This window comes from Tsuneonella amylolytica (assembly GCF_003626915.1).
GTDB lineage: Bacteria > Pseudomonadota > Alphaproteobacteria > Sphingomonadales > Sphingomonadaceae > Tsuneonella > Tsuneonella amylolytica.
Map to the genome: position 1 here is coordinate 202380 of NZ_CP032570.1, position 12793 is coordinate 215172.

The 12793-nt window shown below is 67.1% G+C and carries 14 protein-coding genes; 7 read left to right on the forward strand and 7 right to left on the reverse strand.

Annotated elements, in window-relative coordinates; all coding sequences use genetic code 11:
- Positions 1–9: 9 nt before the first annotated feature.
- Positions 10–1053 carry a heat-inducible transcriptional repressor HrcA gene (gene hrcA, locus D4766_RS00975; RefSeq protein ID WP_120715770.1) on the reverse strand — a complete coding sequence of 348 codons (1044 nt, stop codon included), beginning with the start codon at positions 1051–1053 and terminating at the stop codon, positions 10–12.
- 80 nt (positions 1054–1133) lie between these two features.
- On the opposite strand from hrcA, the gene rph reads away from it, so the two are divergent.
- From rph to D4766_RS00995, 4 genes are read left to right on the forward strand one after another with little or no spacing between them, the layout of a single operon-like run.
- The gene (rph, locus tag D4766_RS00980) at positions 1134–1850 is read left to right on the forward strand and encodes a ribonuclease PH (RefSeq protein ID WP_120715771.1); all 717 of its coding nucleotides are present in this window, start codon (positions 1134–1136) and stop codon (positions 1848–1850) included.
- Positions 1847–2476 carry an RdgB/HAM1 family non-canonical purine NTP pyrophosphatase gene (rdgB, locus tag D4766_RS00985; protein WP_120715772.1) on the forward strand — a complete coding sequence of 210 codons (630 nt, stop codon included), beginning with the start codon at positions 1847–1849 and terminating at the stop codon, positions 2474–2476. Before rph ends, rdgB begins: the two co-directional genes overlap by 4 nt.
- Positions 2477–2486: 10 nt before the next feature.
- Complete coding sequence (gene hemW / locus D4766_RS00990; RefSeq protein WP_120715773.1) at positions 2487–3632, forward strand: radical SAM family heme chaperone HemW; 1146 nt, start codon at positions 2487–2489, stop codon at positions 3630–3632.
- Positions 3629–4519 carry a tyrosine recombinase XerC gene (locus D4766_RS00995; protein ID WP_120715774.1) on the forward strand — a complete coding sequence of 297 codons (891 nt, stop codon included), beginning with the start codon at positions 3629–3631 and terminating at the stop codon, positions 4517–4519. Before hemW ends, D4766_RS00995 begins: the two co-directional genes overlap by 4 nt.
- On the opposite strand, the gene D4766_RS01000 is transcribed toward D4766_RS00995, so the two are convergent.
- Positions 4516–5136 carry a DedA family protein gene (locus D4766_RS01000; RefSeq protein ID WP_120715775.1) on the reverse strand — a complete coding sequence of 207 codons (621 nt, stop codon included), beginning with the start codon at positions 5134–5136 and terminating at the stop codon, positions 4516–4518. The genes D4766_RS00995 and D4766_RS01000 overlap by 4 nt on opposite strands.
- A gap of 78 nt (positions 5137–5214) precedes the next feature.
- On the opposite strand from D4766_RS01000, the gene D4766_RS01005 reads away from it, so the two are divergent.
- From D4766_RS01005 to D4766_RS01015, 3 genes are read left to right on the forward strand one after another with little or no spacing between them, the layout of a single operon-like run.
- Positions 5215–6654, forward strand: coding sequence for an AMP nucleosidase (locus D4766_RS01005; RefSeq protein ID WP_120715776.1), 1440 nt, complete (start codon positions 5215–5217; stop codon positions 6652–6654).
- 36 nt (positions 6655–6690) lie between these two features.
- Complete coding sequence (locus tag D4766_RS01010) at positions 6691–7107, forward strand: hypothetical protein (protein WP_162935612.1); 417 nt, start codon at positions 6691–6693, stop codon at positions 7105–7107.
- Positions 7108–7146: 39 nt separating this feature from the next.
- Positions 7147–7914 (forward strand): SDR family NAD(P)-dependent oxidoreductase, encoded by a 768-nt coding sequence (locus D4766_RS01015; protein WP_120715778.1) that lies wholly within the window; start codon positions 7147–7149, stop codon positions 7912–7914.
- Positions 7915–7936: 22 nt separating this feature from the next.
- On the opposite strand, the gene D4766_RS01020 is transcribed toward D4766_RS01015, so the two are convergent.
- The 5 genes from D4766_RS01020 to D4766_RS01040 form a co-directional block, all read right to left on the reverse strand.
- Positions 7937–9784: a M2 family metallopeptidase gene (locus D4766_RS01020; protein WP_120715779.1), complete on the reverse strand. Its 1848-nt coding sequence runs from the start codon at positions 9782–9784 to the stop codon at positions 7937–7939.
- Positions 9785–9863: 79 nt separating this feature from the next.
- Positions 9864–10619, reverse strand: a complete 756-nt coding sequence (locus D4766_RS01025; RefSeq protein WP_120715780.1) for an alpha/beta fold hydrolase — start codon at positions 10617–10619, stop codon at positions 9864–9866.
- On the reverse strand, positions 10616–11065 hold the full coding sequence (locus D4766_RS01030) for a GFA family protein (protein ID WP_120715781.1): 450 nt from the start codon (positions 11063–11065) through the stop codon (positions 10616–10618). Before D4766_RS01030 ends, D4766_RS01025 begins: the two co-directional genes overlap by 4 nt.
- Positions 11066–11090: 25 nt before the next feature.
- Positions 11091–11714: an aspartate-semialdehyde dehydrogenase gene (locus D4766_RS01035; RefSeq protein ID WP_120715782.1), complete on the reverse strand. Its 624-nt coding sequence runs from the start codon at positions 11712–11714 to the stop codon at positions 11091–11093.
- Positions 11715–11719: 5 nt separating this feature from the next.
- Positions 11720–12745, reverse strand: coding sequence for an aspartate-semialdehyde dehydrogenase (locus D4766_RS01040; RefSeq protein ID WP_120715783.1), 1026 nt, complete (start codon positions 12743–12745; stop codon positions 11720–11722).
- Between the last annotated feature and the right edge of the window lie 48 nt (positions 12746–12793).

The window sequence follows — 12793 nt, forward strand, 5'->3', positions numbered from 1 at the left end:
GGTCTTCGTCTATCCGATCAGTTTGCCCAGGGACCGGGCCGTGAAATCCACCATGGGGACCACCCGCGCGTAATTCAACCGCGTCGGGCCGATGACGCCGAGCACACCAACGACCTTGCCCTCGCGGTCGCGATAGGGGCTGGCGATTACCGACGAACCGGTGAGCGCAAACAGCCGGTTCTCGGCCCCGATGAAGATGCGCGTCGCCTCCGACGCGCGCGCCGATTCGAGCAGTTCGGCCACCGCCTGCTTGCTTTCCAGATCGTCCAGCAGCTGCCGCACCCGCTCGATGTCGCCCAGCGTGCTTTCGTCGAGCAGGTTCGCCGCCCCGCGCACTATCAGCACCGGGCGGCGGGCGGCATCCTCGCTCCAGACCGCCAGCCCGCGTTCGACCAGATCGCGGCTCGCGCTGTCGAGCTGGGTTCGTCCGGCGGCGAGCTCCGCCCGCATGGAGACAGCGGCTTCCGCCAGCGTCCGCCCCGCAAGGCGCGCGGTGATGTAGTTGCCGGCCTGGTCGAGCGCCGATTGCGGGACCGGCGCGTCGAGCGCGACGATACGGTTCTCGATATTGCCGTCCTCGCCCACCAACACCGCCAGCGCGCGATCCGGCGCGAGCGAGACCAGCGACAACTGCACGAGCCTAGGTTCGCGGCGCGGGACCATGACCATGCCCGCCGCCCCCGATATGTCCGACAGGAGCGCGCTCGTCGCCTCCAATGCCGCCTCGACCGGGCCGGGCGCGGACAATCGCTGCTCGATCACCCGGCGTTCCTCGGGCGACGGCTCGGCGACCTGCATCATCCCGTCCACGAACAGGCGCAGCCCGCTGGTGGTCGGCAACCGCCCCGCGCTGGTATGCGGCGCGGCCAGCAGGCCCAACTGCTCGAGTTCGGCCAGCACCGACCGGATGGAGGCGGGCGACAGGTTGAGCCCGCCCTCGGTCGCCAGCGTCTTTGAGCCCACGGGCGTGCCGTGTGCCAGATACCCTTCCACGACCATGCGGAAGACATCGCGCGCGCGTGTGCTCAGTTCGGAGACGGGGGGTGTCGGCATTGCGGTCAATCTAGGCCCGCCACTTGCGGCGGCAAGGGGCTTGGGCCTAGGCGCGGGGCACGACTCACAAAGGAATACCCATGCGACCTTCCGGCCGTGCGCCCGACGAGATGCGCGCCATCACCATCGAAACCGGTTTCACCAAGCATGCCGAGGGTAGCTGCCTGGTCAGCTTCGGCGAAACCCGTGTGCTCGTGACCGCTTCCGTGGAGGACCGGATTCCGCCGTGGCTGCGCGGAAAGGGCGAAGGCTGGGTGACCGCCGAATACTCGATGCTCCCGCGTGCGACCCACACGCGCGGCCAGCGCGAGGCGGCAAAGGGCAAGCAAAGCGGGCGGACGCAGGAAATCCAGCGCCTGATCGGGCGGTCCCTGCGCGCCGTGGTCGATCTCAAGAAACTCGGCGAGCGGCAGGTCGTGCTCGATTGCGACGTCATCCAGGCCGACGGCGGCACCCGCACCGCCTCGATCAGCGGAGCATGGGTCGCGCTCCGGCTGGCGGTCGACAAGCTGATGGCCGAAGGCGCGATCAAGGAAGACCCGATCACAGGCAAGGTCGCGGCGATCAGTTGCGGCATCCACAACGGCACGCCGGTGCTCGACCTCGACTACATCGAGGACAGCTCGGCCGATGCCGACGCCAACTTCGTGCTGATCGAAGGCGGCAAGATCGCCGAAGTGCAGGCCACCGCCGAAGGCGCGACCTACGACGAGGAAGGTCTGCTGCGTCTCCTTCGCCTCGCTCAGATCGGCTGCGCGCAGGTATTCAAGGCGCAGGACGAAGCGACCCGCGCATGACACGCCGCATCGGTTCGGGCTCGCTGGTCATCGCCACGCACAACGCGGGCAAGCTGAAGGAAATCGGCGCGCTGCTCGAACCGTACGGCGTGAAATGCATCAGCGCCGGATCGCTCGGCCTGCCCGAGCCGAAGGAAACCGGCACCACGTTCGTCGCCAACGCGCTGCTCAAGGCGCGGGCGGCGGCGGAGGCGTCGGGGCTGGTCGCGCTGGCCGATGACAGCGGGTTGTCGGTCGCCGCGCTCGACGGGCGTCCGGGGGTCTATACGGCCGACTGGGCTGAACGGCAGTGGTTCGAAGGGGAACCGGGCCGCGACTGGTACATGGCGATGGGCAAAGTGGAGGGGATGCTCCAGCAACGGGGGCCGGACGCCCCGCGCGATGCGTGGTTCAGCTGCGTCCTCGCGCTCGCATGGCCCGACGGAGAGACCGCGGTCTACGAAGGCCGCGTCGACGGCTCACTCACCTGGCCGCCGCGCGGCACGCTCGGGTTCGGGTACGACCCCGTCTTCGTGCCAACCGGGCGCGATACGACTTTCGCCGAGCTCGACCGGGACGAAAAGCACCGCATCAGTCACCGGGCCGATGCCTTTGCCAAGCTGGTCGCGGACCAGTTCGCCCGCTAAACTGCCGGCCATGGCGCGCGCGCTCTATATCCACTGGCCGTTTTGCCTGAAGAAATGCCCGTACTGCGACTTCAATTCTCACGTGCGCTCCGGCTTGGACATCGGTGCATGGCAGGCCGCGCTGCTTGCCGACATGCGGCACGAGGCTGCGCTTGCCGGCGGGGAGGCGCTGGAGTCGATCTTCTTCGGGGGCGGCACGCCGAGCCTGATGCCCCCTGCCCTCGTCGATTCGCTGCTGGCGGAGGCCGAGCGACTGTGGGGGTTCGCTCCCGGCATAGAGATCACGCTGGAAGCCAATCCGTCTTCCGTCGAAGCGGCGGCGTTCGCCGGGCTCGCGGCGGCAGGCGTCAACCGGGTTTCGCTCGGTCTGCAATCGCTGGACGACGAGGCACTGCGCTTTCTCGGCCGCCTGCACAGCGCCGACGAGGGCCTGCGCGCACTCGACACGGCGCAGCGGGTGTTCGCCCGCGTGAACTCCGATTTCATCTACGCCCGCCCGCGGCAAACCGAGGCGGAATGGCGGGCCGAACTGGCGCGCGCGCTCGCTCTCGGCACCGATCACCTGTCGCTCTACCAATTGACGATCGAGCCCGGCACCCGCTTCGCAACCGACGTACGGACGGGCGCGTTCGAGCCGCTGGACGACGACCCCGCGGCGGACCTGTTCGCCGTGACGCGCGCGATGACCGCAGCGGCCGGGCTGCCGGCCTACGAAATTTCCAACCACGCGGCGCCGGAGCAGGAAAGCCGGCATAACCTCACCTACTGGCGCTACCGCGACTATGCCGGAATCGGACCCGGCGCGCACGGGCGGCGCGGCGGGCATGCGACCTTGCGGCACAAGAAGCCCGAGAACTGGCTGGCCGCCATAGAACGGCACGGCCACGGCATCGTCGAGGAACGCGCACTTGGCCTGCGCGAACAGGCGTCCGAAGCGCTCCTCATGGGCTTGCGGCTTGCCGAAGGGGTTGACCTTTCCGCCATGCGCGCACGGTTCGGGATCGACGAGCTGATCGATCCGCGGCGCCTCACGTTCCACCGGGACCTCGGCTTCGTCTGGACCGAAGGCGATTGCGTTGGGGTGACTGAGGCAGGCATGCCCTTGCTCGATGCGCTGCTCGGCGAACTGGTGCCCGAGGCGCTGGTGGCGGCGTGAGCAAGGCGGACCTGCTCGAAGCCTGGGGCGCGCATCTGCGCGACGGGCGGCGGCGCAGTCCCCACACTGTGCGGGCGTACGTTGCCGCGGCCGATCGCCTGCTCGTCGCAATGGGACTCGAGGATTGGCCCCCGGTCGCGGCGATGGATGGTCCGGCCTTGCGCCGGCAATTGGCCTTGCGCCGGGCCGACGGGCTCGCCAACGCGTCGGCGGCTCGCGAACTGTCGGCGCTCAAGGGCTTCGTCGCGTTCGCGCGGTCCCAAATCGGCGCGGACGCGACGCCGCCGCGCCTGCGCGGCCCGCGGATGAAAAAGGGTCTGCCCCGCCCCGTGACCCCGGACGAAGCGGTCAATGTCGCCGACCTCGTCGCGGACAGCGCGGCGGAGGACTGGATCGGGGCGCGCGATCGAGCGGTCCTGCTGCTGATGTACGGCGCCGGGCTACGGATCGCGGAGGCGCTGTCGCTGACCGGCGGCGAAGTTCCCCTGGGCGAAACTATGACGGTGACCGGCAAGGGCGGCAAGCAGCGGGTCGTGCCGCTGATTCCGATCGTCCGCGCTGCCGTCGCGGATTACGCCGCGCGCTCGCCATGGCCGGCGGCACGCGACGAGCCGCTGTTCCGCGGGGCGAAGGGCGGCACGCTCGGGCAGGGAATGGTACAGAAAGCGATGGCGAAGGCCCGCATCGCGCTGGGCCTGCCTGCCACCGCCACGCCCCATGCCCTGCGTCACAGCTTCGCTACGCACCTGCTGGGCGCGGGCGCAGATCTCAGGAGCCTGCAGGAACTGCTCGGCCATGCCAGCCTCGGCTCGACGCAGATATATACGCGGGTCGATGCCGCCACGCTGCTCGACACCTATCGCAAGGCGCATCCCCGCGGCGACTAGTCCTCCGCCCCGGCGCGCTCGGCCCGCGGCTTCCACGTGGCAACACGCCAGATGTAGCCGACGATTGCCAGGCCGATCAGGCCGACGATGATCCATCCGAACACGACGTTGTACTTCTCGATGTAGCCAGCCAGCGCTCTGCCACCCAAAATCAGCACCGCGTTCCAGATTGCCGACCCGGCGAACGTCATCGCCAGGAACTTCCACAGCGACATGTGCGCAAGGCCAGCGGGAAGCGAAATGATGGTCCGCATCAGCGGGCTGAACCGTAGGAAGAACACCACCCATTGGCCCCGGTTATGGAAGAAGCGGCTGGCCGCCTCCATGTGGTGCCACTCGATCGTCAGCCAGCGTCCCCACCGGTCGATGAAGGGCCGCGTCCGTTCGTAGCCCCACTTGTCGCCGATCCAGTACCAGACCCAATTGCCTGCGACCGTACCCAGCGTCCCGATGATCAGCAGTGGCCAGAACTGCATGCGCCCCTGAGCCACGAGTACCCCGCCGAGCCCCATGATGACCTCGCTCGGCACCGGCGGGAATACGTTCTCGAGCGCCATCAGCAGGAAAATACCGACGTAGCCGCCGCGGGCGATCGCCTCGATGATGAAGTCGTGCATGGGCGGACAACGACCATGCGCGCGATGGGGTCCGGCGGCGGCTTGGCAAATGCGCCGACCTCGCGCTATCGGCCATAGATGCAATCCGTCGACTCGATCCTTTCGCAAATCACCGAACTTTACGACCGCGCAGTGGACACCTTGCGCGCCGACATTCTCGCCTATGCGCGGGGCGGCGCGCTGCCGCCGACCGCGAAACGCCTCGACGGCAGCTACGCCTACCCGGAACTCGTCGTGCGCTATGCCGGCGAGCCGCCGACCGGCAGCAAGGGCCGCGCCTACGGCCGCCTGAACGCGCCCGGCACCTATGCCACGACCGTAACCAGGCCCAAGCTGTTCGCGCCGTACCTCAAGGAACAGCTCGAATTTATGGCCGCCGACTACGCGGTCGAAATCGAGGTGCGCCCATCGCGGCAGGAGATCCCCTTCCCTTACGTCCTCGACGGGGAGGCGGGGGCCGAACTGGCCGGCATCGCCCCGCAGATTCTCGCGCGCCATTTTCCCGCCACCGAACTCGCGCTGATCGGCGACGAACTGGCCGACGGCATCGAGATCGGAAGCCCCGACGATGCGATGCCGCTGTCGCTGTTCGACGGCCTGCGCACCGATTTCAGCTTGGCGCGGCTGGCTCACTACACGGGCACCGACACGAAACACTTCCAGCGTTTCGTCTTGTTCACCAACTATCACCGCTACGTCGACGAGTTCGTCGACTGGGCGGCCGAGCAACTCGGCAGCAACGGGTATTCCGCCCTCGCCGGGGCGGGCGGCCTGCTGCTGACCGAAAAGCGGCAGAACGCGCGGATGCAACTGTCCGATACCGCATGGCGGCGGCACCAGATGCCGGCCTACCACCTCATCAACGAGGACCGCAGCGGAATCACCCTCGTCAACATCGGCGTCGGTCCGTCGAACGCGAAGACGATCACCGATCACCTCGCCGTGCTGCGGCCCGAAGCGTGGCTGATGATCGGCCACTGCGGCGGCTTGCGTCCCAGTCAGAAGATCGGCGACTACGTGCTAGCGCACGCGTATTTGCGCGACGATCACGTGCTCGACCCGGTTCTGCCGCCGGAAATTCCCCTGCCCGCGATCGCCGAAGTCCAGCAGGCGCTTTACGGCGCGGCCGAAGAAGTGTCTGGCCGCCACGGTGCGGACCTCAAGCAGCGGATGCGGACCGGGACGGTGGTGACGACCGACGACCGGAACTGGGAACTGCGTTACACCAGCAGCGCACGTCGCATGAGCCTGAGCCGCGCGGTGGGGGTCGACATGGAAAGCGCCACGATCGCCGGGCAAGGCTATCGCTTCCGGGTCCCCTACGGCACCCTGCTTTGCGTCAGCGACAAGCCGCTGCACGGCGAGATCAAGCTGCCGGGCCAGGCCAACAAGTTCTACGAGGAGGCGATTGCAGCCCACCTCCAGATTGGCGTCGCCGCCTGCCGCCGGCTTCGCGAAGAGGGCGAGCGCCTGCACAGCCGCAAACTGCGTGCCTTCAACGAACCGCCGTTCCGTTAAAATTCAGCCGCTCCTCACCCGCGCCTCATGGCTTTCATGCCTGGGCCGTCCATCGACCGGTTCGAAGGAGAACCGATGATGGACGAGTACGATGATCGCGACTGGCCGGAAAAGGTGCGTGACGAACTTCTGCCGTTCGCCGCGTTCTACGGCATGGGCCTTGTCTGGCTGGCGACGGTGAGCACGATGCAGGCATGGGACGCGAGCATCGCGCGCGGGATACTCATGCTGACCGCTTTCTTCGGCCTCCCGGTCACCGCGCTGGTGACGCTGATGATGATCTGGCGCACGCTGATGGTCGGGATCGACAGTGGGAAGGTTGTCGGAATGGTCGTCGCGGCCAGCGCAGGCATGGCGATACTTGCCGCTGCGGCGAGCCTCCTCTTTCCCGCGCTCGCGATCGGTCATGCGATCGGAGAGTTCCAGCAGGCCGTGATCGGCTCGTTGGGCTAGCCAGTTGCACGCAGCGGGTCGCGTGATAGCCTCGGGATCATGACAAACGCCCTTTCCCGCTCCGTCGCCGGACGGCGCGCAATCGTTACCGGGGCCGCGAGCGGCATGGGGCGCGCGACCGCGCTGCTGCTCGCCGCCGAGGGGGCCCGGGTCGCGGTGACCGATCTCGATCCTGAGGCCTGCGCGGCCGTTGCCGACGAAGGAGGCGCAGACACCCTGCCCTTCGCGCTCGACGTGTCCGATGGGGTGGCGATCGCGCATACGGTGCCGCAGATTGCCGAGGCGCTCGGCGGGATCGACATTCTCGTCAACAACGCCGGGATCAGCGCCTTCGCCCCGCTCGATGCGGGCGATGATTATGAAGCCGTCTGGCACCGCGCGCTGGCCGTGATGCTGACGGCGCACCAGCGGATGGTGCGCGCTTCACTGCCGTGGCTGCGTCAGAGCGACGCGGCGCGCATCGTCAACGTCGCTTCGACCGAAGGGCTCGGCGCGACGGCAGGCGATACGCCCTATGTCGCCGCGAAATCCGGCGTCGTCGGCTTGACGAGGGGGCTCGCCGTCGATCTCGGCAAGGAGGGGATCACCGTCAACTGCGTGTGCCCCGGCCCGATCCGGACCGGAATGACCGCCGCTGTGCCCAACGAAGCCAAGGCGGAGTTCTCCCGCCGACGTACCGCGCTGAGGCGCTACGGCGAGCCCGAGGAAGTCGCGCACGTGACGCTCTCTCTCGTGCTACCCGCCGCCAGCTACATCACCGGGGCCATCATCCCGGTCGACGGAGGTTTGATGGCGCGCAACGCTTGAGGTTCGCCGCGCGCCGTCAATGTCACCAACCGCCCGGCTTGCCCTTGTTCTGCTGGTCGAGCCACTTTTTCAGCGGCGCGAAGTATTCCAGCATCGGCTTGGCGCTCATCTCGCTGGTGCCGGTGAACACCTTGAGCGCGTCGGGCCACGGCTTCGACGCGCCCATTTCCAGCATCGTGTTCAGCTTCGCGCCGACATCCTTGTTGCCGTAGAAGCTGCAGCGATGGAGCGGGCCCTTCCAACCGGCCTGGTCGCACGCCGCCTTGTAGAACTGGAACTGCAGGATCCGCGCGAGGAAGTACCGGGTGTACGGCGTGTTGCCGGGGATGTGGTACTTCGCGCCCGGATCGAACGCGTCGGCCGGGCGGTCGACCGGCGGCACGATGCCCTGGTACTCCTTTTTCAGGTCGACCCACGCCTGATTGTACGTCGCCGGCGTGATAGAGCCGTCGAACACGCCCCAGCGCCACTTGTCGACGAGCAGGCCGAACGGCAGGAAGGCGACCTTGTCCATTGCCTGGCGCAGCAGCAGCCCGGTATCCTTGTCGGCGCTCGGCACCTTCGCTTTGTCGAGCAAGCCGATATCGACGAGGTACTGCGGCGTGATCGACAGCGCCACGAAGTCGCCGATCGCCTCGTGGAAGCCGTCGTTGGCCCCGTTGAGGTACGCGAACGGCTGGTCCTTGTAGGCGCGCTGGTAATAGTTGTGGCCGAGTTCGTGGTGGATGGTCACGAAGTCGTCGGAATTGACCTTCGTGCACATCTTGATGCGGATGTCGTCCTTGTTGTCGATGTCCCACGCCGATGCGTGGCACACGACCTCGCGGTCTGCGGGCTTGGTGAACATGCTGCGCTCCCAGAACGTCTGGGGCAGCGGCGCCATGCCGAGCGAGGAATAGAAACCCTCGCCGATCTTCACCATGTCGAGCGGGGTCTTGCCCTGCGCGGTCAGCAGCTCGCCGATGTCGTAGCCGACATCGCCCGAACCCGCCGGGGCGACGAGCGGATAGATGTTGCCCCATTCCTGCGCCCACATGTTGCCGAGCAGGTCGGCGCGGATCGGGCCGGTCTTCGGCTGCACCGCGTCGCCGTACTTCTCGTTGAGCTTCCAGCGGACGTAGGTGTGGAGCGACTGGTAGAGCGGCTTGGTCTCGTTCCACAGCCGCTCGGTCATCGCGGTAAATTCGGCCGGGCTCATGTCGTAGCCCGAACGCCACATCGCGCCGACGTCGGCGAATCCGAGTTCCTTGGCGCCGTCGTTGGCGATCGTGACCATCTGGGCGTAGTCGTCCTTCATCGGCGCGCCGACGTTGGTGTGCCAGCTCGTCCACATCTCGGCGAGTTCGGCGGGCGTGCGCTCGAGATTGCCCATCTCGGCCTCGATGTCGGAGCCGTTGATCTCCTTGCCGTTCAGTGTGCCCTTGCCCTTACCGTACTGGCTGTTGAGGCGGGTCGCGATCTCATTGAGCTCGGTCGCCGCGCCCGGCGTGGTCGGCGCGGGCAGGACGATGCCGTTGCGCATGATGTCGAGCTTGCGCTTCACGTCGGGATCGAGCCCCGGAAGCGCGGCGAACTTCGCAGCCTCGAGAGCGTACTTCACGCTCTTTTCGGTTCCCACCGCGTTAATCCGCGCGGCCATCGCGTCGGTATCCGGGGTGATATAGGTCGCGTTGACCCAGTTCACCTGGCTCGCCTCTACGGTGTAGTCGAACAGGTCCTTTTCCGCCGCGGCAACGAACTGCGCGGCGCCTTCGGCGGTCAGGGGATAGGCCGGGGCCGCTTCGGCCTGCGCCGAAGGTGCCGTCTGGGCGGCAGCGGGAGCGGCGAGCGCGATGGCGAGCGCCGAAAGCGCGACGGGTGCGAACTTCATCTGGGACCTCTCGGAATTGGGTGTGGGTTATCGTTGTTGGTTTCAGGCGTTACCGGTTTGCACCTGAGGCCTGGCTTAATCAAGCCGACAGGAAGGCGACCAGCGCGTCGCCCAGCGCGCCTTCCGTGACCGAGCTCATGTGGGTGCCGGGGATTGTTTCGAGCCGCCCATCGGGCAGCGCCTCGGTCAGCGCGACGGGATCGCCGTTGTCGCGGTCCTCGCTGCCGCACAGGACCATCGTGGGCATGGCGATCCGCTCGAGCTCGGCAGGGTCGGTGTCGCCGACCGACTGCAACAGCAGCCGCGCCGCAACCCGGTCGACTTTCTGCGTCTTCATGAAGGCGACCGCCATGAAGGCCGGATCGCCCTGCTTCACCGTGTCGAACCGGTCGATCGCGTCGAGGAAGAAACCTGCCCGACGGTTCCATCCGGCTAGGCCCTCCAGACCCATGCCCGCCAGCACCAGCCGCCGCGGTTCGAGTCCCGCGATGACGCCGCGCGCGGCAGTACGCGAGCCGAGCGAGAACCCGACGAGGTCGTAATTCGTCAGGGCCAGTTGCTCGACGATCGCGAAGGTATCGCGCACCAGCACGTCGCGCGGATAGGCGGCGGGTTCGTGCGGCCGCGCGCTTTCGCCGTGCGCACGAAAATCGGGCATGATTGCCTCGAACCCCGCCACAATCAGCTTTTCCGCGTGGCCGAACCGGATCCAGTTCGTCTGCGCTTCGGAAAAGAGGCCGTGCAGCATCAGCACCGGACGGCCTGCGCCCATCCGGTGAACGGCCAGCCGCTGTCCGTCGAAGCCTTCGAGGGTTTCGGTGCGATGTTCGCTCATTGCGGGGGCTTCGCCCGGGCGTCTTTCCATTTCTGGACCAGCACGTCGTACTCGTCCGTTCTGATGCGCGGCAGGCCGGAGGTGTCGAGCCAGGCTTCGTGCATCGCTTCCGCTCCGAAGTGATGCTTGGGCACGAAGTCCGATGGATCGTCGAAGCTGCCCACGGTGAGGTCCATGTTCTTTGACCCCTCCCTGAACCGGAAACCGAACGGAGTTCCGCAGCCCGAACAGAACGGCCGCTCGGCGATGGGCGAACTGGCGTACCAGTCGGGTTCTCCGTCCCACGCCACATCGGCCTGCGCGACGCTGACGAATGCCGCCGCGAAACCGCCGGTAGCGCGCTGGCACATCCGGCAATGGCAGAGATACGCCTCGGCCGGATCGACATCGACGGTGTAGCGTACCCGGCCACACTGGCAGCCGCCGGTCTTGGAAGTCTTGCCCATCGTTTCGGCCTCCCCTTCGCTTCCCCTAGCGGAAGAAGCAGTTCGTGCCGGCATAGAGGCTTTCGACAGTCCTGTCGCGCCCCTCCCCCTTGAGGAAACCCCGGATCGGATGGCCGTCGGCGGCGAGGTATTCGAACTCGCCGTCCAGCGTGCTGCCTTCTTCGATTGAGACGCTGCGCGTTATTCGAAGGTCGCGCAGCCGTGCGCCGGGACGGATGCCGTCGCTCGTCACGGCTTGCGGCTCGGCTTTCAGGAACCAGCCCGTAAGCCGCTTGTCGAGATAATTAAGGGTAAGCTCGCCGTATCGGGTGAACTCCATCGGTCCGGCCCCGCATTCGCCGTTCGCGCTGCGCTCGCCCTTGCCGAGCCACGCATCGCCGGCCTTCTCCACTGCTGCGCGCGGCGTGCCGAAGGCGAAATAAGTCGCGGTGCCGGGGTTGCGGCCGATCGCCAGCCCGCGCGCGTCGACGATCGCGTGCCGCACTTGCGACGGCGCCACGGTGGAGGCCGCTCGGGGAGGCGCCGAGGTTGCCGGCGTCTGAGAAGGGGCGGCTGTCGAGGTCGCGGCCCGCGCGGGCGCATCGCGCTCTGCCGCCGGCTGCTGGCAGGCCGCGAGCGCCAGCGCCGCCAGCGCGGCGAACTTGCGCATCGCGGTCAGCCCTTCTTAAGACAGCGCCGCCCGAGCAGTTCGGCGATCTGCACCGCGTTGAGCGCGGCGCCTTTCCGCAGGTTGTCGCTGACGCACCAGATGTTGAGGCCGTTCTCCACCGTCGGATCCTCGCGCACGCGGGACACGAAGGTCGCTCCGTCGCCGACGCACTCCACCGGGGTGACGTATCCGCCGTCCTCGCGCTTGTCGATCAGCATCACGCCGGGCGCCTCGCGCAGGATTTCCTGCGCCTGCTCCGCCGAAATCTCGCGCTCGAATTCGAGGTTGATCGCTTCCGAATGGCCGACGAACACCGGTACCCGCACACACGTCGCGGTGACCTTGATCCTGGGGTCGAGGATCTTCTTGGTCTCGACCACCATCTTCCATTCTTCCTTGGTCGATCCGTCGTCGAGGAAGCTGTCGATGTGCGGGATCACGTTGAACGCGATCTGCTTGGTGAACTTTTGGCTTTCGACCTGGTCGCCGACGAAGATCGCGCGGCTCTGCTGGAACAGTTCGTCCATGCCCGCCTTCCCCGCTCCCGAGGTCGACTGATAGGTGCTGACGACCACGCGCTTGATACCCGCCGCCTCGTGCAGCGGCTTCAGCGCAACGACCATCTGCGCGGTCGAGCAGTTGGGGTTGGCGATGATATTCTTCTTCGCATACCCATCGATCGCGTCGGGGTTCACTTCGGGCACGATCAGGGGAACGTCGGGGTCCATGCGGTAGAGCGAGCTGTTGTCGATGACGACGCAGCCTGCCGCGGCGGCCTTGGGCGCGTATTCCCTGGCCGGACCGCTGCCGGCCGCGAACAGCGCGATGTCCCAGCTTGCCCAGTCGAAATGCTCGATGTTTTTGCACTTGAGCATGCGGCCGGTGTCGCCGAACTCGATCTCGGTGCCCTGGGAACGGCTGCTGGCGACCGCGGCGATCTCGTCGCACGGGAACTCGCGCTCGGCGAGAACCGCCAGCATCTCGCGTCCGACGTTCCCGGTCGCACCGACCACCGCCACCCGGTATCCCACGGCCTTACTCCTTCGCACCTGCAAAAATAGGACCGTCCATCTAGGCGT